20 protein-coding genes are annotated in these 24,419 nt (G+C 70.5%); 4 read left to right on the forward strand and 16 right to left on the reverse strand.

The annotated features are described in order from the left end of the window. Nucleotides 1-73: 73 nt before the first annotated feature. The 5 genes from IPG72_06900 to IPG72_06920 all read right to left on the reverse strand — a co-directional run bounded on the left by IPG72_06900 (nt 74) and on the right by IPG72_06920 (nt 6,664). Nucleotides 74-1,687 carry a benzoate-CoA ligase family protein gene (locus tag IPG72_06900; GenBank protein ID MBK6768725.1) on the reverse strand — a complete coding sequence of 538 codons (1,614 nt, stop codon included), beginning with the start codon at nt 1,685-1,687 and terminating at the stop codon, nt 74-76. Beyond that, on the reverse strand, nt 1,684-2,886 hold the full coding sequence (locus IPG72_06905) for an acyl-CoA dehydrogenase family protein (protein ID MBK6768726.1): 1,203 nt from the start codon (nt 2,884-2,886) through the stop codon (nt 1,684-1,686). Before IPG72_06905 ends, IPG72_06900 begins: the two co-directional genes overlap by 4 nt. Then, complete coding sequence (locus IPG72_06910; protein MBK6768727.1) at nt 2,883-3,323, reverse strand: RidA family protein; 441 nt, start codon at nt 3,321-3,323, stop codon at nt 2,883-2,885. The genes IPG72_06905 and IPG72_06910 overlap by 4 nt, the downstream gene beginning before the upstream one ends. 144 nt (nt 3,324-3,467) lie before the next feature. Beyond that, nucleotides 3,468-4,313 carry an enoyl-CoA hydratase family protein gene (locus IPG72_06915; protein MBK6768728.1) on the reverse strand — a complete coding sequence of 282 codons (846 nt, stop codon included), beginning with the start codon at nt 4,311-4,313 and terminating at the stop codon, nt 3,468-3,470. Nucleotides 4,314-4,393: 80 nt separating this feature from the next. Beyond that, on the reverse strand, nt 4,394-6,664 hold the full coding sequence (locus tag IPG72_06920; GenBank protein ID MBK6768729.1) for a hypothetical protein: 2,271 nt from the start codon (nt 6,662-6,664) through the stop codon (nt 4,394-4,396). A 214-nt stretch (nt 6,665-6,878) separates the two neighbouring features. Here IPG72_06920 and IPG72_06925 point away from each other — a divergent pair, with 214 nt between their 5' ends. Next, a complete protein-coding gene (locus IPG72_06925; protein ID MBK6768730.1) occupies nt 6,879-8,105 on the forward strand; it encodes a hypothetical protein in 1,227 nt (408 codons plus the stop codon). A gap of 9 nt (nt 8,106-8,114) precedes the next feature. On the opposite strand, the gene IPG72_06930 is transcribed toward IPG72_06925, so the two are convergent. Both IPG72_06930 and IPG72_06935 read right to left on the reverse strand, forming a co-directional pair. Next, nucleotides 8,115-8,762, reverse strand: coding sequence for a cyclase family protein (locus IPG72_06930; protein MBK6768731.1), 648 nt, complete (start codon nt 8,760-8,762; stop codon nt 8,115-8,117). A gap of 94 nt (nt 8,763-8,856) precedes the next feature. Continuing rightward, nucleotides 8,857-10,068, reverse strand: a complete 1,212-nt coding sequence (locus IPG72_06935) for an aminotransferase class V-fold PLP-dependent enzyme (GenBank protein MBK6768732.1) — start codon at nt 10,066-10,068, stop codon at nt 8,857-8,859. A gap of 280 nt (nt 10,069-10,348) precedes the next feature. On the opposite strand from IPG72_06935, the gene ychF reads away from it, so the two are divergent. Together ychF and IPG72_06945 are read left to right on the forward strand one after the other, a co-directional pair. Next, nucleotides 10,349-11,431, forward strand: coding sequence for a redox-regulated ATPase YchF (gene ychF, locus IPG72_06940; protein ID MBK6768733.1), 1,083 nt, complete (start codon nt 10,349-10,351; stop codon nt 11,429-11,431). Nucleotides 11,432-11,797: 366 nt separating this feature from the next. Beyond that, on the forward strand, nt 11,798-13,072 hold the full coding sequence (locus IPG72_06945) for a hypothetical protein (protein ID MBK6768734.1): 1,275 nt from the start codon (nt 11,798-11,800) through the stop codon (nt 13,070-13,072). A 217-nt stretch (nt 13,073-13,289) separates the two neighbouring features. On the opposite strand, the gene IPG72_06950 is transcribed toward IPG72_06945, so the two are convergent. The 3 genes from IPG72_06950 to IPG72_06960 all read right to left on the reverse strand — a co-directional run bounded on the left by IPG72_06950 (nt 13,290) and on the right by IPG72_06960 (nt 17,888). Then, nucleotides 13,290-13,862 (reverse strand): cytochrome c, encoded by a 573-nt coding sequence (locus tag IPG72_06950; protein MBK6768735.1) that lies wholly within the window; start codon nt 13,860-13,862, stop codon nt 13,290-13,292. 92 nt (nt 13,863-13,954) lie between these two features. Beyond that, entirely contained in the window at nt 13,955-15,970 is a 2,016-nt protein-coding gene (uvrB, locus tag IPG72_06955) for an excinuclease ABC subunit UvrB (GenBank protein ID MBK6768736.1), read from the reverse strand. A 37-nt stretch (nt 15,971-16,007) separates the two neighbouring features. Next, the gene (locus IPG72_06960) at nt 16,008-17,888 is read right to left on the reverse strand and encodes an FG-GAP repeat protein (protein MBK6768737.1); all 1,881 of its coding nucleotides are present in this window, start codon (nt 17,886-17,888) and stop codon (nt 16,008-16,010) included. Between the two features lie 156 nt (nt 17,889-18,044). Between IPG72_06960 and IPG72_06965 the strand changes: the two genes are divergently transcribed. After that, nucleotides 18,045-18,320: a hypothetical protein gene (locus tag IPG72_06965; GenBank protein MBK6768738.1), complete on the forward strand. Its 276-nt coding sequence runs from the start codon at nt 18,045-18,047 to the stop codon at nt 18,318-18,320. Between the two features lie 158 nt (nt 18,321-18,478). Here IPG72_06965 and IPG72_06970 read toward each other — a convergent pair whose 3' ends face one another. The 6 genes from IPG72_06970 to IPG72_06995 form a co-directional block, all read right to left on the reverse strand. After that, entirely contained in the window at nt 18,479-19,513 is a 1,035-nt protein-coding gene (locus IPG72_06970) for an NYN domain-containing protein (protein ID MBK6768739.1), read from the reverse strand. 73 nt (nt 19,514-19,586) lie between these two features. After that, complete coding sequence (gene miaB / locus IPG72_06975; GenBank protein ID MBK6768740.1) at nt 19,587-20,990, reverse strand: tRNA (N6-isopentenyl adenosine(37)-C2)-methylthiotransferase MiaB; 1,404 nt, start codon at nt 20,988-20,990, stop codon at nt 19,587-19,589. 105 nt (nt 20,991-21,095) lie between these two features. Continuing rightward, nucleotides 21,096-21,473, reverse strand: coding sequence for a nuclear transport factor 2 family protein (locus IPG72_06980; GenBank protein MBK6768741.1), 378 nt, complete (start codon nt 21,471-21,473; stop codon nt 21,096-21,098). A 253-nt stretch (nt 21,474-21,726) separates the two neighbouring features. Further along, nucleotides 21,727-22,398, reverse strand: a complete 672-nt coding sequence (locus IPG72_06985) for a hypothetical protein (GenBank protein ID MBK6768742.1) — start codon at nt 22,396-22,398, stop codon at nt 21,727-21,729. A gap of 6 nt (nt 22,399-22,404) precedes the next feature. After that, nucleotides 22,405-23,220 (reverse strand): hypothetical protein, encoded by an 816-nt coding sequence (locus IPG72_06990; GenBank protein ID MBK6768743.1) that lies wholly within the window; start codon nt 23,218-23,220, stop codon nt 22,405-22,407. A 2-nt stretch (nt 23,221-23,222) separates the two neighbouring features. After that, on the reverse strand, nt 23,223-24,356 hold the full coding sequence (locus IPG72_06995) for a hypothetical protein (protein ID MBK6768744.1): 1,134 nt from the start codon (nt 24,354-24,356) through the stop codon (nt 23,223-23,225). Between the last annotated feature and the right edge of the window lie 63 nt (nt 24,357-24,419).

The raw sequence follows: 24,419 nt of genomic DNA on the forward strand, positions 1-24,419 counted from the left end.
CGCGATCGTCGCGCGCGCCGGCTTGTACGGCTGAACGGCGTGCGTCGTTGCACACCGCCGGGATCAGGCGTCATCAGGCATCGATGTCCGGCTCGCGATCCCGCAGCCGGAACCGCTGGATCTTGCCCGTCGCCGTCTTCGGCAGATCGTCGACGAACACGATCCAGCGCGGGCGCTTGTACTCGGCGATCACGTCGCGGCAGTAGGCGATCAGGGCCGCCGCGAGGTCGTCGCCCGCCACCGCGTGCGCGTGCACGACGACGTAAGCCTTCGGCTTCACGAGGTCGTTCGCGTCCGGGACACCGACGACCGCGACCTCGAGCACGGCGTCATGCGACAGCAGCGCGCTTTCGACCTCGACCGGCGAGACCCAGATCCCGCCGACCTTCAGCATGTCGTCGCTGCGACCCTCGTGCCAGTAGTAGCCGTCGCCGTCACGGCGGTACTTGTCGCCGGTGAAGAGCCACTCGCCCAAGAACGTCGTCCGGCTCTTCGCGCTTTGGTGCAGATAGAACAGTGCCGCCGTCTCGCCACGCACGAGCAGGTTGCCGATCTCCCCGTCCGGGACACCGTCGCCGCCCTCGTCGACGATCCGCACGTCGTAGCCCGGCACCGGCGTGCCGCTCGAGCCGGGCCGGATGTCGTCGGGCCGGTTCGAGACGAAGATGTGATAGTTCTCCGTCGAGCCGATTCCGTCGACGATGCCGAGGCCGGTGCGCGCTTTCCAGGCGTGCCAGATCGGTGCCGGCAGCGCCTCGCCTGCCGAGACGCACAGCCGGAGGCTGGACAGGTCGTTCGCCGTCGTGAGGTCCTCGAGGCTGAGGAGCATGCCGTAGCCGGTCGGCGCGTTGTAGAAGACCGTCGGGCGATGGCGCGCGATGACGCCGAGCAGCGCATGCGGATCCCGCGGCGGGCCGGCGAACAGCGTCACGCTCGCGCCGACGTACCACGGGAACACGAGGTTGCCGCCCGTGCCGAACGTGAAGAACAACTTGGCCGCGGCGAACGTCCGGTCGTCCTCGCGCAGCCCGAGCGTCAGCAGCCCCCAGTTGTGGGCCGTCAGCGGCAGGTCCTTGTGGGCGTGCAGGATGCCTTTGGCCTCGCCCGTCGTGCCGCTGGAGTAGTTCAGGCAGCAGAAGTCGTCGCGGTGCGTCGGAGTGGCGTCCGCCGCGGTCGGCTGACCGGCGACGAACGCGCCGTAGCGGACCCCGTCAACCTCTCCAGCGCCTTCTCCAGCGCCTTCTCCGACGCCCGCGCCATCCCCGCCCACGACGATCACGTGCTCCAGCCAGCGCGCCGTGGCCCGGATGGGCGCGATCGACCCGAGCAGCCGCGCGTCGACGAACAGCACGCGCGCCCGGCAGTCGTCGAGGGCGTAGCGGTAGTCCGCGGGTTTGAGCAGGGTGTTGAAGCTGGCGGCGACGGCACCGGCCTTGATCGTCCCGAAGAAGGCGCACACGAACTCTGGCGTGTCGAGGCACAGGATCGCGACCGTCTCACCGAAGCGCACGCCAAGCGACCGCAGGCCGTTCGTCACCTGGTTCACCTCGGCGGACACCTCGCCGAACGTCAGGTTGCGCGTGTCGCTGTGGAGCGCGGTCTTCGCCGCCCGAAGCGAGAGGTTGCGCTCCAGGATGTCGACGGCGTTGTACTCGAGGGGCAGGTCGTCGGCGCGCAGCGCGTTCATCGGGCCTCCGCAGTCGTGGGTGGCCGAGCGGCCGGCGCGCCGGCGTCCGTGCCGAGCAGATCGCGGGCGATGATCAGCCGCTGGATGTGGCTCGTGCCCTCGTAGATCTGCAGGCCCTTGACGTCGCGCCAGTGTCGCTCGACGGCGTAGTCATCCCCATAGCCGCGGCCCCCGTGCACGAGGACCGCCTGGTCGGCGGCGCGCAGCGCGGCCTCGGTGGCGAAGAGCTTGGCGGTGGCCGTGGCCCGTGTCGAGGGCGCGCCCTCGTCCTTGAGCGCGGCGGCCCGGTAGACGAGCAGCGCCGCGGCCGAGATGTCGGCGTGCATGTCGGCCAGCACGCTTTGGATCATCCCGAAGTCGCCGATCCGCTGCCCGAACGCGCGCCGCCGGCGCGCGAAGTCGACGCACGCGTCGAGGCATGCCCGGCCGGCGCCCACCGCGCCGGCGGCGACGCCGAGCCGGCCGTGGTCCAGCGCGCCCATCGCCACCCGGAAGCCGCGGCCCGGCTCGCCGAGGAGCGCCGACTCCGGCACGCGGCAGCCTTCGAACTCGACGATCGCGTGGTCGGCCGATCGGTGGCCGAGCTCGCGCCACGGCAGCGCGCTGCGCCGAATCCCGGGCGTGTCCATCGGGACGACGAAGGCGCAGATCTGGTGATGCGGTTTGGCCGCCGGCAGCTCGGGATCGCGCGCGAAGACGATGCCGACGTCCGCGATCCGGCCGTTCGTGATCCAGATCTTGCGGCCGTTCAACACGTACCCGTCACCCGTTCGCCGTGCCGTCGCCTGCAGCGCGCCGGCATCCGACCCAGCCTCGTCCTCGGTCAGGCAATAGCACCCGATCACCTCGCCCCGCGCGAGCAGCGGGATCCATCGGCGCTGCTGCTCGACGCTGCCGTGGTCCCGCAGACAGAGCGTGACGAGACCGCCGTGCACCGCCAGGAAGCCGCGCAGCGACGAGTCGACATAACCCAGCTCCTCGTACACGAGTGCGAACGCCACATAGTCCATCGCCGAGCCGCCGAGTGACGGGTCGACCGGCCCGGCCAGCAGGCCAAGCCGCCCAAGCTCGCCGACGAGCTCGATCGGAAAGCGCGCGTCGCGGTCCGCCTGCCGTGCGATCGGCGCGACGCGGTCGCGGGCGAAGGCCGCCGCGGTGTCGCGCCAGCGGCGCTGTTCGGCGGTGGGGGAGAAGTTCATGGTGCCGTCGCGCCGGGCGCGGCATCGACGATGACGGCGAAACCGTCGATCTCGACGAGGGCCTCGTCGTCGAAGAAACCGGTCACGCCAAGGAGCATCATCGCCGGATACTGCCGTCCGAAGTGCCGGCGCCAGACATCGCCGAGCGCGGCGCGTGCGGCGCGGTACGCTGCCAGATCGCATACATAGAAGTGGAGCTTGACGATGTCGGAGGCCGAGCCGCCGGCCGCCACGACGACCGCCACGATGTTCGCCAGCGCGCGATCGACCTGCGCGACGATGTCGCCGACCGCCGCGATCCGACCTTCCGCGTCCGTCCCGTTCTGTCCGGCCAGCCAGACGATTCGACCGCCGCGCGTCGCCACGCCGTGGCTGAAGCCGATCGGCGGTGCCAGCTCGGAAGGGTTGATGCGCTCGAAGGGTTCGCTTGGCGGCACGGGCGACTTCCTGGGGCGGCGGGATCCGGCCAGGCAGTATAACCCCGCAGGGGTGGGGGTCCAGCGGGACTAGTACCCCACCACTGAACACGCTCGTGGTGGCCACCAGAGTGGGGAACCCCCAGATTCTACAGTGGTGCGGTACTAGCGCCCGGCGAAGGTCGGGCGATGCTTCGCCTTGAACGCTTCGTAGAACGCACGGTGGTCATCGGCCATCATGAGCAGTGCCTGCGCCTGTGCCTCGGCTTCAAGCGCGCTCACGATGTCCATGTTCGCCTCGTTGAGGAGCATCCGCTTCGTCATGCCGAGCGCCATCGTCGGGCCGGCGGCGAGGCGCTCGGCCCACGCGGTGGCCGTCGGCAGCACGTCGTCGGGGGCGACGATGCGGTTGGCGAGGCCGTACCGCTCGGCGGTCGCGGCGTCGATCGTGTCGCCGAAGAGGAGCAGTTCGGCCGCGCGGCCGGTGCCGACGATCCGCGGCAGGAGGAACGCCGCCCCCATGTCCGCGCCGGTCAACCCGACCTTGCTGAACAGGAAGGCGAATCGCGCCGTCGACGAGACGACGCGCAGGTCGGACGCCAGCGCCAGCACGGCGCCGGCGCCGGCGGCCATGCCGTTCACGGCGGCGACGATCGGCTTGTCCAGCAGGCACATGTTCCGCACGGTATCGCCGGTCATCCGGCAGAACTCGAGGTGCGTCTTCACGTCGGCGTCGAGCAGCGCGCCGATGATCTCATTCACGTCGCCGCCGGAGCAGAACGCGTCGCCGCTGCCGGTCAGGACCACGGCCTTCACGCGCTCGTCGAAGCGCAGCGCGGCGAACAGGTCGCGCAGCTGCGCATAGATCCGCAGCGTGATCGCGTTCAACACCGTCGGCCGGTCGAGCCGGAGCGTGGCGACACCGTTGTCCGCCACGCTGAAGTCGAAGTCGAGGTCGCCTTCAGCCGGGCCGAATCCGAAGGTTGCGCCCTGAGGACTGTCTTGCGCCACGGTCCACCTCGCATGGCTCGCGATCGGTTCGCCGCGCGCCCGGCTGCCCCGGGCGCGGCGGTGCGATTCCAGTGGTTGAGCTACGGCTGAAGCGCGGTCGGAAGGTAGACCGCATACGGCAGATCGATCGGACGGATCTCGAGGACTGCCGCCTCGACCGTCTCGCCCGACGACGTGGGGGGCCACCGCACCTCCCACTCGATCGTCGCCGTGCCGCCCACCGCGGAGCGCACGACCGAGCGCTCGGCCGCTTCGCCCAGCCAGTCGTCGATGACGACCGACCCATCATGCCACAGGCGGACACCACCCGGCACGCGCACGACCATGCGCACCGCCGTCGCCGTCGGAAGCGCCAGGCGACCCTCGGCCCGGGTGCTCGCCGAACCGTCGTCGCCCCGCAGCGGCGCCGACGGCAGCGTCAGCGTCAGCGCAAGGGTGTCGGACAACGTGCGCACGCGGGCCGGCGCGCCGCCGAGCCAACCGTCCGGAAAGTCGCTCACCCGCCAGCCCGTCGTCGGCGACTCGCGGAACACGAGCAGCCGGTGGCGGTCGCGGTCGACGGCCACGAGCGTGTCGCCGACGACCGCCACGGCGCTCGGCCCGCTTGGCCCGAAGCCGTCCCACCCGGCGCCGGTGCGCCCGAACGCCGCCCGAAACGTTCCGTCGGCCGCGAACGCCGCCAGCCGTCGGCGACCGGCATCGGCCACGAGCAGCGAGCCATCCGGCCACGCCGCCACATCCGTCGGGTCGGACAGCCGTGCCGCCTCCGGTGCGTCGGAGACGGGCCAGCGAGCGCCGTATGTCCCATCCGCGCGGAGCACGTGGACGACGCTCTGGAACCAGTCGGCGATCGCCAGCCGCCCGTCGGCCAGCCGTGCCATGCCGGACGGATGGCCGAGGAGGCCCGCCGCGTTGTCCGTCGGCCACGACGCCGCGGCGTCGCCCGCGGCATCGTACCGGATCAGGGCGTGCGCCTTCTTGTCCGCCAGGAGCAGTCCGTCCGCCAACGGCAGCAGGCCGACGCGGACGGGCCGCGCGCTTGGCCCCCAGATGTCGATCCCGCTCAGGTAGCGCCCATCGGCGGCGAAGTGGAGCAGCCGCCGGCGCAGCGTGTCGGCCACGAACACGCTGCCGTCGTCCGCGCGGGCAATGCCGTCGGGCGCGCTGAGCAGGCCGGGCAGCCGCCCGCCGGCGGCCAGCACGCCCAGCCAGTGGCCTGCGCCGTCGAGGCGCACGACCCTTGATCGGCCGGTGTCCGCCACGAGGATGTCGGCGCCGTCGGCCGCCACGCCGAGCGGATAGCCGAAGTGCGGCCCATCGAATGCGTTGTGCCCGATGACTTCGCCCGGCTGGCCGTCGACCAGCCGCTGCACGCGCCCGTTGCCGAGGTCGGCGACGACGACCGCCCCCGCTCCGTCCACTGCCACACCGCGCGGGTCGAGCAAGCGCCCGAGATCGTCGCCCGGACCGCCGACGAAGTCCTGCGCCACACCGCGCGCATCCACACGCGTGAGCCGGTGGAGCGTCCGATCGCTGATCACCCAGCCACCGCCCGGCTCGATCGCCACGGACCATGCGTGCTGGAACTGGCCGATCTGACGCCCCGACGTGCCGCGGCTCTGCAGCCACACGCCGTCCGCCGTGAACCGCTGCCACCGGTACGCCTCGAGCACGACGATGCTGCCGTCCGCGGCCAGCGCCACGTCGACCGGGCCGGACAGCGTGCCGGCCGCGTCGCCGCTCCGCCCCCAGCGCCGACGCACCGCGCCGCTGCGCGTCACTTCGACGACGCGGTCGCCGAGTCCGTCGGCCACCCACACCGACCCGTCGACACCGGCCCCGATCCCCGCCGGGGCGAGGACGCCGATGTCGGCGCAAAGGACCGCCATCTGGAACCGCCCGTCCCGTTCGAACCGCTCGAGCTTCTCCAGACCGTCGTCGACGACCCACAGCCCGTTCGTCGACCAGGCGATGTCCCTCAGCTGACCGAACCGGCCGTTGCCCTCGCCGTGCCGTCCCCACGTCGTCGCCAGCCGTCCGTCGTCCTCGAACGCCAGCACGCGCGCGTTGCCCGCGTCGGCCACGAATGTCCGACCTTCCCCGTCGACCGCGACGCCGATCGGCTCGTGCATGCCCGGCGGCGGGTCGCTCGGGTCGATCGGCCATGCAGGGTGGCGCGGCAGCCCGGCGTCATCCCCCTGCGCCCGGACCGGCGTCGCCGGCGCGCACGCGGTCCCGGCGACGACCAGCCCGCCGACGGTGGCCGCACACGCGGCCCACACGGTTGCACGCCGCCCGCGCCGCCTCGCCGATTCGCCGCCGCGCCGCACCATCGCCGCTCCACCCAACATGCGTCCCTCCGCCAGCTCGTGCCCGGCCCGACGTCGAGCTTGCGTCGAGTTCGTGTAGTCATGCGGCTATGCACCCGCCTGACGTGGCAACCGATGTGATACCATCGCCGCCGTGATTGCGCACGCTTCGCCGGACGACGCAGAGGCCGCATGGGCTGCCCTCAGCCTCTCATTGCCCGCGCGTCACGATGCGGCAGCGCGCGGGGCGGACGCCATGCTGGCCCGACTGGCCGCCGACATCCTTGCCGTGCCCGCCCCCGACGCCGCGACCGCCGCCGATCGCCCGATCGAGCGCCGGCGCGAGCTCGCGCTCGACGTCCTGCTCGTCGAGGCGTTCGCCCGCCGCCACGGTGCGCTGCCGGATGCGCGCGCCGCACGGGCGCTCGATGGGGCCTGTGCAGCGGTGGCGGCCACGCTCGGCATCCAGCCGATCCTGAACTATCCGCTCTACATCCGCCACAACCCGCTGCCCCCTTCGCCCCTCCGCACGTTCACGCCGCTCGCCTCGGAAGCGCGTTTCATCCGGATGCATCGCGCCGTCGAGGAGCGCCTCGACGCGCTCATCCCGGTGCTCGACGCCGTGCTCGACGGCGACTCGGACGCCGCGTTCGATGCGGCCTTCGCGTCGGCTTATCCGACCCTGGCCGAAGGTTTCCGCGCCGTCAACGCCCTGATGGCCGCCTTCCAGGATCCCGAGCGGATGCCGGTGGACGCGTTCACTCACGGCTTTCGGCCGTACTACGCCTCGGAGTACGATCCGGCGACCGGGCGTGTTCTCCGCGAGGGTCCGAGCGGACTCCAGTCGCCCACGTTTCGCGCCGTGGCGATGCAGCTCGGCTACGCGGACCATGGCCTCGACCATTGGACGACCCACCTGGCCGGCTATCACGAGACCGCGGTGCGGAACGACCTCAATCGCCGCCGCGCCGAGCGCGACGCCGGCCGCAGTATGGCCGATCGCTTCGCGGCGCGCTTTGGCGGGCAAGCGCTGCCGCGCTTGCACCCCGGTCACGCGGCTTCCCTGCCCGACCTGCTGGCGATGGCGTACCGCGGCGGTTGGGTCGACGGATCGTCGTCCGCGCTGCTCGCCGCCGCCGGCGTCCGGATCGACGTCTGGCCGCCCGACGCGCCCACGCCGCCTTCCGCCGACGTGCCGCCGCCCCCGCCGACCACGGCGGCCGACGCGGCCTTCGCGGCGCTGCCGGCCACCGATCGCGGCGCGCTGTCCCGGTTCGCCGGGCTCGAGGCCATGCTCTTCGGATTCCACGTGGCGCACGTCGCCACCGCCGCCGCGCAGATCGGTCGCGTGCCCGGCACGGGGGGCACGTCCGGTGTGGACTTCCTCGTGATCGCGCTCTTCCGACGGGCGTTCCCGGCCCTTTGGACGAGCGGGCTCGGTGGTGCCGCCGCGCGCGCCGGCCTTGAGGTCGCGATCGGCTGAGCGTTGACCTCAGGGCCCGTCCGCCAGCCGTCGGACGACGGCCCGCACCGGCGATGCGTCGCCGCCGACGATCGCCAGCGGCACCGCGGCCAGCCAGTACGCGCCGGGCGCGAGTTCGGCCAGCTGCAGGTTCTCGAGGATGGCGATGCCGGCGCCGAACAGGGCGTGGTGGGCCGTCAGCGCGCGGCTGTCCAGCGGATCGACGGACGGGACGTCGACGCCGAGCAGCCGAACGCCGTGCGCGATGCAGGCGGCGGCCGCGTCGGCCGCGACGTGGGGCACGCTTGCCGGCCAGTGGACGCCGTCGTAGGCATGGCCGGTGGCCACGAGCAGCCGCTCGGGCCATGGCCCGTCGGGATCCAATCCGGCCGCGAGGAGTCCCGCCAAGTCGATCGCCGCGGCGGGACGGAGTCGGATGAGGCGCGCCGCACCCAGGTACGCGTCGAGCGGGACGTCCTCGATCGTCGCCCCGTCCGCCCGCACGTGGCTCGGCGCGTCGGCGTGCGTGGCCGTATGGAGGCAGGCGGTCAAGACGCCGACGTTCACGCTGTCGCCGCCGTCGATGTCGGCCAGACGGATCAGCCTGGGCGGCGCGATGCCCGCCCAGGCCGTGCTGTCGGGTCCCAACGGCAGGCTGATGTCGATCCAGTCGCTCATCGGGTTCCGCGATGCGGGGATCGCCGCCTGCGCGGATCGCACGGACGCGCGACGGCGGTCACAAGCCCCGCCGCGTTCACAGGCCGCCAAGCGTTCACGTGACGGTGTCGCGCGATCGGGCGAACGGTCGCCACTCCGCCGTGGCTTGGATGTCGACGATCGCTTGGACCGCCGCATCGAGCTCGTCGTCCCGGGTGTAGAAGTGCGGCGACAAGCGGATGCCCGCCTGGGGTCGGAAATCGCACAGGATGCCGCGCGCCTTCAGCGCCTGCGAGACGGCGTAGCCTTCCGGCACGTCGAACGCGACGGTGCCGCCGCGGCGCGACGGGTCGCGTGGGGTCGTGCACCGGAGGGTGGCGGCATCGGCAAGGTCGAGCAGTCGGGCGGTCTGGCGCATCGACTTCGCGCGGATCGGGCCGCTGCCGATCGCGCCGATGATCTCGAGCCCCGGCCGGGCGGCATACAGCGCCGGTATGTTCGGGGTGCCGGTCAGGAAGCGCCAGACGTCATCGCGCCGGTCGAGCGTCGGCGCGAAGTCGAACGGCTGACGGTGCGCCATCCAGCCGGTGATGCGCGGGCTCAGCGCGGCTTGCAGCTCCGGCCGCACCCAGAGGAACGCGCCGCCCGGCCCGCCGCACAGCCACTTCAGCACCCCGCCGATGTACACGTCGACGTCCAGCGCCATGACGTCCACCGGAATCACGCCAACGGCCTGATACCCGTCGATGACCGTGAGCGCACCGCATGCCCGCGCCCTGGCGGTTACCGGGGCGAGGTCATGGATGTATGCGCTGCGAAAGAGGACGTGCGACAGGCAGACGGCCGCCGTTCGGTCGTCCACCGCGGCGGCGATCCGCTCGGCATCGACGGTCACGCCGTCGTCGCTGTCCACGGTGACGATCTCCACGCCGTCCGCCCGCAGGCCATCTAGGAGATAGAGGATGGACGGGAAGTGCATCGCGTCCGTGACGATCCGCGGGCGGCGCCGAAGGTCGAGGGCGGACAGGACGATCGCATGGGCCAGCGTGACGCACGGCTGGAACACGACGTCGCCGGCCGCGGCGCCGATCAGCGGCGCGACGGCATTGCCTGTGTCCGCACTGAGCGTCCACCATGCTTCCTGCCACGCCTGCACGCCGCGGGTCGCCCACAGCTCGAAGTACTCGCCCAGCGCATCGCGGGCCGCTGCCGGCACGGCGCCGAGCGAGTTGCTGATCATGTAGTTCGACGTGCCGAGGATCGGGAAGCGGCTGCGCCACGCGAGCAGCGGGTCATCCGTTGACGGATCGATCCCGTTGCCCGCCATGCCGTTCGCGTCGGCTGATTCCGTCCCCACGATCCGCCCCCAGCGTCTGTGCCGCTCGCGCGCCACGATCCGTCGTTCGCCCCGTTCCGCTGATCGGGCGGCAGTATACCAAAGACCGGTACACCCACGTTGGCGCCGACACGCCCAAAGTTGGCGTCGCCGGGCGCGCACCGTACCATCGCCCTCCCACGAGCGAAGGCGTCGACGTGCCGCGGAGTGATCCACCCGCCGGCCGCCCGCTCGACGCGCCGCACCGGAGAGTCCCGCCATGGCTGAGGTGATGCAGTTCGGTGTGATCGGCTTGCCGATGAGCTCGAAGACGACGTTGTTCGGCGCCCTGACCGGCGCCGTGCCCGATGCCGCCGGCGGCGGGACGCGCTTCACGATCCAGCGCGCCATCGTCGACGTCCCCGACCCGCGGGTCGATGTGCTCGCGGCGATGTTCAACCCGCGCAAGGTGACGCGGGCGCGCGTCGCGTTTGCCGACATCGGCGGGTTGCAGAAGGGCATGGGCGAGGGGGGCCTCGGCGGCGAGCTGTTGAATGCCGTTGCGCTGAACGATGCCCTGCTGCACGTCGTGCGGGCGTTCGACGATCCGGATGTGCCGCACCTCGAGGGCAGCGTCGACCCGGCGCGGGACATCGCCATGCTGGACAACGAGCTGCTGCTGAGCGACCTCGTCATCGTCGAGAAGCGGCTCGAGAAGATCCGCGACACGCTCCGCCGACCGATCCGACCCGTCGAGCGCGAGGCGCACGAGGCGGAACAGGCCGTGTTGGAGACCGTGCACGCCGGCTTGTCGGACGCGATCCCGGCGCGCGATCTCGACCTCGACGAGGCGACGCTGTTGCCGATCCGCGGCTTCCAGCTGTTGACCCTCAAGCCGGTCGTCATCGTCGTGAACACCGGCGACACCCCGCCGGGCACCGGCGCGGCACTGCCGGCGTATGACCACCGCAAGAGCGCGGTCGTCGGCATCCGTGGCCGGATCGAGATGGAGATCGCCCAGCTCGAGCCCGACGATCGGGCCCTGTTCATGGCTGAGTACGGCGTGGGCGAGACGAGCGCCGCACGGATCCTGGCGACGTGCTACCGGCTCCTCGGGCTGCACTCGTTCTTCACGGTGGGCGAGGATGAGGTGCGCGCCTGGACGATCCCGATCGGCGCGACGGCGCTCGAAGCGGCGGGCACGATCCACACCGACCTGGCGCGAGGCTTCATCCGGGCCGAAGTCGTCAGCTACGACGACCTCGTGGGCCTTGGCGGTATGAACGCCGCCCGCCAGGCCGGCAAGCACCGCATGGAAGGCCGCAACTACGTCGTCGCCGACGGGGACATTCTCCACGTGCGATTCAACGTCTGAGCGGCGTCGACCCGGCGATCCTGTGCCGACGACCGTCAGACCGGCCCTCCGGCCGCACGCACACGGTCGTTTCGAGGATGCCGCCCTGCATGGCAGAATTGTCAGCATCGTCCGAGTGCGCTCACCGTCCGCTCACCCGAAGGTGGCCGAACGCTGTACCGCCGCCGGCCGCTGTGGCACAATCGCAGCGTTTGCCGACCACCGGAGGTTGGCGTGCGCCTTGTCCCCGCTGGATGCGCCCGGGGCCGCGCGCGCGACGCCTCCGTGGACGGCTTGGCGCAAGCGGAAGCGGGCAGGGCCAGCGCTCGGTGGGAACGCTTGACGCAGCTTGGGATGTCGCCGGTCGTATCCGAAGGGAAGGGAACTGTGAAGATCATTCGCTGGTTCATGGTGTGTGTCGCCGTCGGCGCGCTCGGCGCCCTAGCGGCGGCGACCGCGAACGGAGAGGCGCGAGCGCTGCCGATCACGGAGCGCGATGGGGCGGAGACGGCCGACATCCGGCCATGGCTCGCCGAGCAACAGGCCAAGCACGGCGTGGCGTTCGCTGAGCAAGCGCGCCAAGCGATGGCGGCCCAGTCCGCGTCGCAGGCGGCCTCCGGCCGGCCGTACGGCATGCGGCCGTTGGGCCGACAGCAGGGTGGGGCGTACGAGCAGCTGATCGACGACTTCGAGGGCCAGGTCATCGACAACCAGAAGTGGTTCTGGATCATCGACAGCGACCTCCCGCCGACACGCTTCGGCGAGTACTTCTGGGCACTGAGCCAGTGCACTTCGAAGCCGCGCAAGTCGGGCGACATCCAGAGCTTCTGGGCGATCGGCGGCGGCCGCGAGGGCAGCAAGCGGAAATGCGGCGATCTCTATCCATCGGGTGCGTCGAGCGAAGCTGCACTCCTCCTCGACCTGCGATTCTGGGATCCGACGTCGACGTCGCAGCTCGAACTGAACTATGACATCTGGCTGAACACACGGATCATGCCCGACCCGGTGACGGGCGTGGTGGAGGACGGCCTCTTCGCCGTGCTGTGCATCCCGGAGGGCGGCGAGCCGTGCCGCCGCCAGGTCGTCCTCGAGGCCCAGTTCGGCCAGTCCGTCAACTGGTTCGATCACCCGACGGTGATCGACCTGACGAACGCCTGTGACCACTACGACCCGTCCAAGTGCTATCAGCTGGCCGGGCGCGAGGTGATCATCAAGTTCGTGTTCAAGTCGGAGCGTCCGGTGTCCGGCATGGAGGCGCCGCAGACGTTCCAGGACGGTGTCTTCATCGACAACATCGTCCTCGTGTCCAGCAGCGAGCCGGGCCCGGTGCTCGATCCGCCGCTCCCGACGTGGACGCCCGTCCCGGGTCGAACCGTCACCGTGCCGACGCCCGGCGAACCGACGGCGTCGCCGACGCTCGACCTCGAAACGGATACGCCCGGCCCGTCCGAGACGCCCGAGCCGACGGAAACGCCGGAAGGGCCCGCCACGCCGGGTGACCCGCCCACGGATACGCCCGAGCCGTCCGCCTCCCCGACGATGGGCGAGGTGACGGACACCGCCACGCCGGAACCGACGGATACGCGCGCGCCGACCGCGACGTCAACGACGGCGCCGCCGCCCCCGCCGCAGTCCGTCTTCCTGCCGGTCGGCTACAGGTAGGCTGGTAACCCGACGACCGACCCGCGCCTGACCGCACGGCGCGACGGTCAGGGTCGGGCGTTAGATGTCCATCGAACAGCAGGAGGGCCGGCCGAATCAGATCGGCCGGCCCTCCTGCTGTTTCATGTGACTTTCGGTGCGGCCCGCTTTCGGGGCCTTTCGGGGCGATTCGGCTCGGACCGCGGCTCGCGGATGCGACCGCGATCGATGCCCGGAACTAGCGGAGCGTCATCAGGTAGCCGACGATCATGTCCACGTCGGCGGGGCTCAGGTCGGCGCCGCCCTTGGCGGGCATAATGCTCTGGCCCGGCTTCCCGTACTGCGTGTCCGTGGTGCCCGGCACGATGTAGGCGCCCGGATCGAGGATCGATTCGCGCAGGTATGCCTCGATGTCGCCCGCCGCCGCCTTGCCTGTGTAGCCTGCTGACGCAAGATGCTCGGCCGCCGTGGTGCTGGCGTTCGACAGGTCGGGGCACGTCTTGCTCTCGTAGCCGAGCGCATCGAGCGTGTGGCACGCTTTGCACGTCACCATCTTCGCGTCCACCGCCGCCGGGTCGATCGGCGCCGGCGCGTTCGGGTCGCGCGTGGGGCGGCCGGAGACGAGCGCCGTCAGCGTCGGGGCGACGCGCTCCATCGCCTTCGTCGTCGCCGTGCCGTCCGGCGTCGTCACGAACAGCGTTCGCATGATCGCCACGGTGAGGATGAGCGTGACGAACAGGCTCGCCCATGCGAACAGCTTGTACCCAAGGCGAAACACCTCGAACGGTGCGTCGTCGTCTTGCATGGCCATACGGTGTGCCTCTCCTCACGCGGCTCGTTACGCGCGGGCATTCTAAGGGGCGCTCGGTGGGCCGTCAAACGTTTGGCGGTCCGAGTTGCGTCCTACGTCCGTCGCTCGCGCCGGCCGCTCGGCGCATCGCCGCGCGCCGCCAGCGCCTCGCGCACCTCGCGCACCTGGTCGCGCAAAGCGGCCGCGCGCTCGAACTCGAGGCGCTCGGCGGCGTCGCGCATATCCGCTTCGAGCGCGCGCGCCAGGGAGACGAGCTGTGCCCGCTCGAGCTTCTCCGGCACGACGTACGCGCCCTCCTTCTCGGCCACGCGCACGATGTCGTCGGTCAGCGCGTGGACGGACGTCGAGATCGATCGCGGCGTGATCCCGTGGGCGGCATTGTGCGCCGCCTGCTTCGCCCGCCGCCGATCCGTCTCGTCGATCGCCCGCCGCATCGCGTCCGTCATCGTGTCCGCGTACATGACGACGGTGCCCTCGACGTGGCGCGCGGCACGGCCGATCGTCTGGATGAGGGCCGTTGCGCTGCGCAGGAAGCCCTGCTTGTCGGCATCGAGGATCGCGACGAGGCTGACCTCGGGCAGGTCGAGTCCCTCCCGCAAGAGGTTGATGCCGACGACGACGTCGAACACGCCATTGCGTAGATCACGCAGGATCTCGATCCGCTCCAGCGTCTCGACCTCGCTGTGCAGGTACTGCACCTTGATGCCGACCTCGGCCAAGTACTCCGTCAGGTTCTCCGACATCTTCTTCGTGAGCGTCGTGATGAGCGCCCGCTGCCCACGGTCGACACGGCCGCGCACGCGCGCCACGAGGTCGTCGATCTGGCCGCGGGTCGGCTGGATGATGATCTCGGGGTCGATCAACCCGGTCGGGCGGATGAGGAGCTCGGCCACGTGGGGGCCGGATCGCGTGAGCTCGTACGCGCTAGGCGTGGCCGAAGTGAAGATGATCTGGCGGACGCGCCCCTGCCACTCGTCGAACGTCAGCGGGCGGTTGTCGAGCGCCGACGGAAGGCGAAAGCCGTAGTCGACAAGCGTCGTCTTTCGCGAGCGGTCGCCGTGGAACATCCCCTGGATCTGGGGCAGCATGATGTGGCTCTCGTCAACGAAGATCAGGTAGTCGTCCGGGAAGTAGTCAAGCAGCGTCCACGGTGCCTCACCGGCGGCGCGGCCGGAGAGGTGGCGGCTGTAGTTCTCGACACCGCTGCACATCCCGATCTCGCGCAGCATCTCGAGGTCGTAGTGCGTGCGCATCTTCAAGCGCTGCGCCTCGAGCAGCTTGCCCTCGGCCTCGAGCGCCGGCAGCCGCTCGGCCAGCTCGGCTTCGATGTCGCCGATCGCCCGGGCCATCTTCTCCTTCGGCGTGATGAAGTGACGGGCCGGGTAGATGTCCAACGTGTCGAGCTCGGCCATCACCTCGCCGGTCAGCGTGTCGATCCGGCTGATCCGTTCGATCTCGTCGCCGAACATCTCGACCCGGTAGGCGGTCTCTTCATACGCCGGCTGAATCTCGAGCGTGTCCCCCCGTACGCGGAACGTGCCGCGCCGCAAGTCGAAGTCGTTGCGGTTGTACTGGATCTCGACGAGGTGCCGCAGCATCTTCGTCCGATCGCGCACCTCGCCCCGCTGGATCTTCACGACGACCTGCCCGTAGTCTTCGGGGCTGCCGAGTCCGTAGATGCACGACACGGACGCGACGATGATCACGTCGCGGCGCTCGAACAGCGTGCTCGTCGCCGCCAACCGCAGCCGGTCGATCTCGTCGTTGATCGACGAGTCCTTCTCGACGTACGTGTCCGTGCGCGGCACGTAGGCCTCGGGCTGGTAGTAGTCGTAGTACGAGACGAAGTACGAGACGGCGTTGTCCGGGAAGAACGCTTTGAACTCCGCGTACAGTTGGGCCGCGAGGGTCTTGTTGTGGACCATCACCAGCGTGGGCCGATTGACGGCTTCGATGATCTTGCTCATGACGTAGGTCTTGCCCGTGCCCGTCGCGCCGAGCAGCGTCTGCGCCGGCACGCCGTCCTGCAGGCCGCGCACGAGCTGCCGAATCGCCGTCGGCTGGTCGCCGGCGGGCTCGAACGGGCTGACGACCCTGAACTCGGGCATGGAGAACCTCCCGGTGCGTCGAACGAGCGGCGCGCGGCTATGGGCGCCGACGCGGCCGGTAGAGCAGCGCGAACGGCAGCGCGATCCGTTGATCGAGGCGCTGCGTGGCCTGCGCGTCGGCGGTCGCCGGATCGGTCGGCGTCCGAGACCCGCCCGGAACATCGGTTGGCGGCGACGGCGTGGCGGTGGGCGACACCGTGGGCGACGCCGCCGCGGTCGGCGTCAAGGCCGATTCGGTTGTCGTCGGCGTTGCCGTGACATCCGACGTCGGCTGCGGCGTCGCCGTCGGGGTAGCCGGCGGCGCCGTCGGCGATGGCACGGGCGTCGGGCGGGGCGGCGGCGTCAGGACCGGACCGTGCACGATATAGGCCTCGCCGACGCTGCGCCGACCCATGCCCGGCGCGTTCGAGAAGCCGGCGTGCAGGTCGTCCTCGCCGTCGCCGTCCGTGTCGGCCAAACCGAGCGTGATGCCGGTCCCACCGGCGTTCACATCCGCGCCGAGGACGCGAAGGGCGGCGGCGGCGTTCACATCCAGCGTGCCGGTCATCGGCAGCGGCCCGCGCAGGCCGAGGATCATGCCGCCCTCGCCGCGTGAGCCGCCGTCGATGCTCACCGCCGCGGACGGCAGCGCGACGACGAGGTCGGCCTGTCCGTCGCCGTCGAGCTCGCCGCTCGCGAGGGACCAGCCCAGCTTGCCTTCCGGCAGCGTGCTCGTCAGCGTCAGGTGGGGCGCGCCGGCCAAGTCGATGCGCGGACCACGCACCGGACCTGGCAGGACGTAGATCCGGCCGCGGCGTCCATCGTCCAGGGCCGCGCCGATGGCCAGGTCGCGCACGCCATCGCCATCGAGGTCGGCCAGCACGATCGGCTGACCATGACAGCTGCACTGGCCGAGGCTGAGCGATCCGCCGATCGTCGCCTTCGCCGGACCGACGATGTCGATGTCGGCGTCCGTGGCGCTGAGGTCGGCCGTCGCGCTGCTGATCGTCTGGCCGCGAAAGATGTGGACCGCCCCGCCGTCCGTCGGCCCCTCGAGGTCGGGCGGCGGGCTCCATGCGGCGACGATCAGGTCCGTTCGCCCGTCGGCATCGATGTCGTCGGCCAGGAGCGCCGTGCCGAAGAAGCCGCGCGGCACGGCGCCCAGGATCGACCGGTCGGGGCGTACGCCGCGCATGTTGATGATGCGCCCCTTGCTGAACGGGCCGAACCAGATGAACACCGCGCCCTCGAAGTCGGTCCGCAACACGGCCGCCGCCGCGATGTCGCCGCGGCCGTCGCCGTTGAAGTCGCCGACAACGACGTCGGTGCCGAGCTGGTCCGAACCGAGCGCGGTGCTGTTGCCGGCGATCATCAGGTCGGGCGCGCTGTTCAGGAAGTCCACCCGCCCGCCGGCCGACGTGCCGCCGAACATCGCGTACACCGCGCCCGCGTTCGCCTGGTCGAACGGATCGGCCAGCAGCGAGCCGATGATCAGATCGTCCCGCCCGTCGCCGGACACGTCGCCGGCGGCGACGCTGACCCCCATCCGCGCCTCCCGTCCGACGCCCATGAATGACCACAGCCCGGTGATCTGTTGCGCCAGGTCATAGTTCGGTTGCCACGTGTCGCGCCCGAACATGGCATAGGCCCGACCGACGATATTGCGCCCGCCGGTGCTGCCCCAGTGCGCGCCGAGCACGAGGTCGCTCCGCCCATCGTCGTTCAGATCGCCGAACGCGAGCGCGTTGCCCAGCTGCTCCTTGTCCGGCGCGCCGGAGATGACCGTCAGCGTCGCGTCGGCCGCCGCCAGATCGATCGTCCGCGGTTGCGCGGCCGTGATCTCGGCGACACCGCGCACGGCCGATGCGCCGGCCGGCGCAACGGCCGCAGCGACGAGGCTGCCGGCGAGCCAGAAGACCGTGTGGCAGCGTGGGTGCATCCGGCAAGGATAGCAGCCTCACCGGCCGGAGCATCGCGCGGCGACCGTTGGCCCGCGGCGGCCGCGTCCTCTACACTTGGAAGTCCAAGGCTTCCCACCCGTCGACGGCCACCGTTCGCCGTTCGCCCGAATCTTTCGGAAGGATCGCTGATGAGCATGTCGACCGCAGCCGACGTCGCTGCCTCGTTCTTGTTGCTTGGCCTGTTCGTCATCCACGCTGTGATCGCAGCCGTGTTGTTCGGCCTGTGGCGCGTGCTGCGCATGGCCGAGCGGTCGCTGTCGCCGGCGATGGGAAGGGCCACAGACAAGCTGGACCAACTGCGCGAACGCTTGCAGGTCGTGACGCGTTCCGCCGTCGCGCCGCAGGTTGACATGCTGTCGGTATGGGCGGGCGTCCGCGCAGGCGTTGCGGCGCTCGTTCGGCGTCCCTAGTACCCCGCCACTGGACATGCCTGGGGTGCCCGGCCGCGTACGGAGGCCAGAGATCCTGCAGTGGCGGGGTACCAGCGCGGCTCCGCGCCGGCCGATGGGTCCGTCAGCGTGGCGCCGAATCGCACAACGCCCACCGCATACCCTGCAGTGATGGAGGACTAGCCTGGGTCGGCCACGCCGGCGGTTGCGTCGCCCGTCACGCGGACGGGTGTTTCGTCCGACGCCTCGGCGGTTTCGCTCGTCCGATCATCTCCAAGCGGCGCGCCGAAAGGCCCCTCGTCCGGTGCGCCGTCGGATGCCGTCCACGCGCCGTTGCCGTTGCGGAGTTCGTCCGCGGTACCATCGGACATGGGCACGCCGCTGCCCTCGTCGGCCGGGACTCCGCTGAGACCGCGCGTCACGCGCCCCTCCTCGAAGTTCGGCATCGGCAGCACGGCGCACGCCATGATGGCAGGGTGGTCCGCGTTCAGTTCCAGCGTCCGCAGCGTGCGGCCGTCGTCGGTCGGGCGGTAGCTCTCGATCAGCACCCCGCGGTCCTTGAACTCGGTGAGCCGGTCGGTGACCTGGTCCTCGGTCAGCCCGAGGCCGTGGTGTGGCGAAAGTGCGTGCGAACGGATGAACCCGAACGTCATGTACGGCCGATGGCTGGCCAACCAGATGACGAGTTGGATGAGCCGCACGTCGTCGTCGGGCTGCGGCGCGGCCGCCGCGACCGGGGCCAACTGCTCACCGACGGGGTCATATGCGTCCGCGCTCTCGACGAGGTCGCTCGAGACGCTCCCCGGAACGCCCGAGATGACGACGTGCTTCCCGAACCGATGCCGGGCGCGTGCCGTGACGCGAATGAAGTCGGAATCACCGGTCATCAGGACGAGCGTCTGGACGTACGGCCGATCGAGCAGGCAGTCGATGATGTCCATGAGCATCGCCATGTCGGCGCTCGACTTGTGGGCGACGTCGGGGCTGCGGCGCGGCACGTCGCGCGGCGTGATGCCGGCCACCTCGAGCTTGCGCCGATAGAGTGCCGGATGCTGGGTGAAGTCGGCGTACGCATAGGCGACCGCCACAGGGCCGTACTTCCGGGCCTTCTCCATCAGCGCCTGTGGGTCGGGCTCGACGCCGAAGTTGTTGATCATGCCGTAGCGGATGTTCTCGAAGTCGATGAACAGCCCGACCTCGTGCTGCGCCGCCATCAGCCGACGTCCTTGGCGACGGATGCGGACGCCGCGGCCCCAGCCGTGCACGCGCCCAACGACCGGGGGCGGCTCATGCCAGCTCCAAGGCGATGATCTCGCGCGCCGACACGGCCGGCGCATCGGCGGCACGGCCGATCATCGACCACGGTCCGGCCCACTCGATCCGCACGTCGACGAGCTGGCCGAGGAGCGGGCGCGGGTCGGACAGATAGACGAGCTTGTTCGTTCGCGTCCGGCCACGCCACCGGTCGCGGTCCCGCCCTTCGACGAGGACCTGCACGGTCTGCCCGACATGCCCAGCGTTGATCGCGCCGACGATGCCGTGTTGGAGCGTGTCGAGCGCTGCGCGGCGCCGTTCTTTCTCCGCATCCGGGACGTCGTCGAGCATCATCTTGGCGGCCACCGTGCCCGGTCGTGCCGAGAACTTCGCGAGGTGCGCCTTGTCGAGCTTCAGCTCGGCCAGGATGTCGTGCGTGGCCATGAACTGCGCTTCGGTCTCGCCCGGGAAGCCGACGATGATGTCCGTGTGGACGGCGACGCCGGGTATCCGTGACCGAATCCGTTCGACGAGCAGGCGGTAGTCGTCGGCGGTGTATCCGCGCTTCATGCGTTGGAGCACATCGTCGTCACCCGCCTGGATCGGCACTTCGATGTGCTCCATGACCTTTGGCAGGTCGGCGACCGCGTCAAGCAGCGCGTCCGTCATGAACACGGGATGGCTCGTCAGGAAGCGGATCCGCTCGAGGCCGTCGACACCGTTCAGGCGCTCGAGCAACCGCGCCAATCCGTCGGCGGCACCCCAGTCATGGCCATAGCGGTCGACGATCTGGCCGAGCAGCGTGACCTCGCGCACCCCTTGCGCCACGAGGCTGCGCACGTGCGATTCGATCTCCTCTGGCGGCCGGCTGCGCTCGCGTCCGCGCCGGGACGGGATGATGCAGAACGTGCAGACCCAGTTGCAGCCGAAGATGATCGGGACGTGGGCGCTCACGAGGGTCGCGCGCTCGCGCTCCGGCAGGGCGATCGGACCGCGGGTGAGCCAGGTCTCGTCCTCCGGCGCGTCCTGAACCGCCCAGCGCGAACCAAGCTGCTCGGATTCTGATACGCGCGCCGCCTCGTCGAGGGCGCGCGCCGCCAGGTGATCGATGAGCGGCTGCGTCTCGCTCGGGGCGATGAAGACATCCACATGCGGAAACCGCTTCCGGAGCGCCGGCGACGGCTTCGCGCCGACGACGCAGCCCATCAGGCCGATGACCATCTCGGGCCGCGCGGCCTTTATGGGCTTGAGCGATCCAAGGCGGCCGTCGATCTTGTCCTCGGCCTGCTGCCGCACGACGCACGTGTTCAATACGACGACGTCGGCCTCTTCCGCCTGCTCAGTCCAGCGATAGCCCACACGCTCGAGCTCGCTGGCCATGCGCTGGCTGTCGGCCGTATTCATCTGGCACCCAATCGTCCAAATGTGGTATTTCATCCCAGAAGTTCCCCCGAATCTCGCGGCATTCTAGCGGTGCCCCTGTACGGGGTCAACGACCTGCCGGACGGGGCGGCCGGCTCGCCTGCGCCGCACGCGCGCCTTTCAGAAGCGCGCGATCACGTCCTCGAAGTTCCAGAAAGCGTCCAGCCGCGCGATCTTGCCGTCGTCATCGACGACGAAGGTGTTGATCCCGTCGAACGAAATCTCATTGCCCCCGACGCTCGTACCGTGCGCCTGCCACCGGACCGCCACCTCGCGGCCCCGGACGTACGACTCGACCGGCGTCATCTCAAGCGACTGCCATGCGCGATGCAGTCGTGCATGGAACTTCGTCATGCCTGCCGGCCCGGCGAGCGCCGGCGCACCGACCGGATCCCGCACCTCGGCCGTTGCGGCGAACAGGGCCGCGAACGCCTCGGCGTCGGGTGCCGTCACCCGCTCGAAGTACGAGGTCACGATCTCGTCCACGTCACCGGTCACGTTCACCACCTCTGTGCGTCGTTTCTGTTCTTGCGAATCTTGCGAAGGGTGTCGTACGAACGGTGCTTGCAGCGGGGCAGCCCTGGCGCGACACCGTTCGTCGGCGGCCCCGGCGGGGCAGTATAGGCGTGCCCCATCGCCCGCCCAAGCGAGCGATGGCCGAGCGAGGGTGCCCCGCTCCGGACCCGAGTGGGGCCTCTGCCTGCAAAATCCGGTGTCCGATTCCCGAACGGCGCGCATGACTCGCGCATGACTATGGACCGAGCGCCTCGTCTCCGAGCACCCACGCCGACCGAGTGAACAGGTTCCAGCCGCCGTCCCAGCCCTCCGGCCGGGCGCGCGAGGTCAACTGCATCGTCACCGCGATGCGCCCACGGTCCGGCATGACGAACTGCTGGACGATCGGTTCGACGTGCGCCTCGAATGCGCTCCGCCGACCGTCGGCAGCGATCCCCCAGGCGCGCGGCACGGCCACGAACACGCGGTCGTAGCTGCCGGACGGCAAACGCCCTTCGGCCACCGGCACTGCAGCGCCCGTCGGCACGTCGAGCGAGGCCCGGAGAACGGTCACCGGCACGCGCGCCCAGCCGGCTTCACGCGCCGCACCACGGTTCGCACCGGCGCAGTCGAGCAGCTCGACCTCGATCGCGGTGAAACCGCCCATGCTCTCGGGATCGGCCGCGAGCCACAACGACAGCGTGCCGGCCGATGCTCCTGCATCGGCCGGCACGCTGTCGAGGTCGAACGAAACGTAGCATCCTTCGTACACCGGCACCCGCGGCGTTGCGAACACCGGACCCGAATGGGGTGTCAATTCAGGTGTGACACGACCCGCAGCCGACCCATCCGTGGCGCCGCAACCGCCCGTGAGGACCATCGCCGAGGCGACGGCGACGAGCCATGCGCGTCGCCCGCGCCGGGGCATGGCGGCCTATTCCGTCGGCTCGACCGGCATCTTGAGGCCGTCGCGCCAGCCACCCAAACCCTCTTCGAGGACCTTGACGTACGTGAAGCCCTCGTTCCACAGGCCCATTGCCGCCTCGCCGGACTCATGGTGCGGGCATTCGCAGTACGTGACGACCCACCGGTCGCGCGGTACGTCGGCGACGTGATCCGAGATCTCGAAATACGGCGCGCTGATCGCGCCCGGAATGTGCCCGAAGTCGAAGTTCTCCTTGCCCCGCGCGTCCAACCAGACGATGTCCATGCCGGCGCGGATCCCGGCTTCGACATCGGCGACCTTCACGAAGAAGTCCTCGAGCGCCGGCTGGTCTTCGGCCGCGATCGGCGCGCTGCCCTCCGGCTTGGCCGGCATCGGCTTGAACGCGTCCTTCAGCTCGACGGCCACCATTGGCCCGCCCGGCTCGACCTCTTCGAGCTTGCCGCTCAAGGGTGGGCGTACCGAGATGGTCGGCTCGGCCGGGACGGTGTCTGAGACCGATTCTTCCGGCAAGCCGAGTTCGGCCCCCAGCGTATCCGTTACCGTGCCCAGCTCCGCGCCGGGTGCTTCCGTGATCGGATCGACGTCGGTCGCCGGCGCACAAGCCGCCGCTTGAAGTGCGAAGATCGCGATGGCCGCCATGCGGCTGGTTCGCCAAGTCATGTCAATCGTCTCCTCGTGTCTAGGATCGCCATCATGGGCGCGCACGGCGTCAGAGCGCCGTATCGCGGCCAGACGCGCAATGATACCCCATGCCTTGTCGGCCAGACTGAGCGTGCGATGAGCCGTCGAGGTACCGGACGCCAACCTCAGGGCGACGTGCCGGCCGCCGCTGCAGCCGGCCGGTAGCCCGGCGGCGGCGCGTGGTAGACGTACGGCTCGAGCACGACCTCGTTCGCGCCCGGCACCGCCGGCCGAATGCCGACGAGCTGCACGTTGTTGTCGGCGTCAACGAACAGCGGTCCCCATTCGCGCCGCCCGTACGGCGTCTGGAACGCGCTGCGGGCGGCGTCGATCACGAGGTCGGTTTCCTGCGTGTCCAGCAGGAACTCGCTCGGGCGCGCCCCGTACTCGGCCCGCAGCGTGTCCGTGATCGCCTGGTCGAGCGGCCACACGGCGCGCGGGGCCGCCGCGGAATCGGCGGGCGCCGATGCGGGCGCCTTCGTGATGAACGCCACGGACGACTCGGGCGAGTACGGCACGCGCAGATCGGTCCACCAGCCGAGCAGGCTCGTCACGGCGTCGGTGAACTCCGGCGCGTAGGTTTGGTTCACGCCTTCTTTCCAGTGCTGCACCATGTTCACGACCTCTTTCAGCCGGTCGATGCGATCCTTGTCGGGTCCCGACGGGGCGTTGATCTCGCATTCGCTCATCACCAACCGTCCTTCGCGCGCAGCCGTGCGCACGAAGATGACGCCCGTCGCGCGGCATCCCTTCGGCTGGCCGGCCGCGTCGACCGCAAACAGCACGGGCTCTTCGCTGTGCCGTTCGGCCAAGTCGAACACATCGATCTCGTCGGCGAACAAGCGCACGAACGCGCGGGCGGCTTCGGGGGCGATGCTCGCCTGGTACCAGCCGCTGCGGTCCGGCCCGGGATGGCTGAACACGATCCGGCCGTTCGCTTGCATGGAGAAGTGCGGCGTCATCTGGGCCAGCAGTGCCGGTTCCCACGGCGTGTGGTCGATGCGGGCCAGCTGGATCACCGGCGCGCTGCCGTCCGCCGGCAGTTCGGCTGCGGCGGAGAGCGTCGTCGTGACCTCGGTCGTCGCCGTGGCCTCGGACGTCGGCGGCGGTGCCGTCGCGGGTTGAACGGTGGCCGCCGGGCGCGACGTCGGCACGGGGGGCGGCTCGCTGCCGCCGCACGCTGCAAGTACGGCGGCCAGCGCCGTGGTGAGTGCCAGTGCGGCGCGCTGGGCGCGGAAAGGCGCGACGATCGCGATCATGGGCGGACTCCTTGGCGGTCGGAAGAAGGGCACCGGGCAACTGCGGCAGGTGCTGAGGGTTGT

It is taken from the genome of Candidatus Avedoeria danica, from assembly GCA_016703025.1.
Classification (GTDB): domain Bacteria; phylum Chloroflexota; class Anaerolineae; order Epilineales; family Epilineaceae; genus Avedoeria; species Avedoeria danica.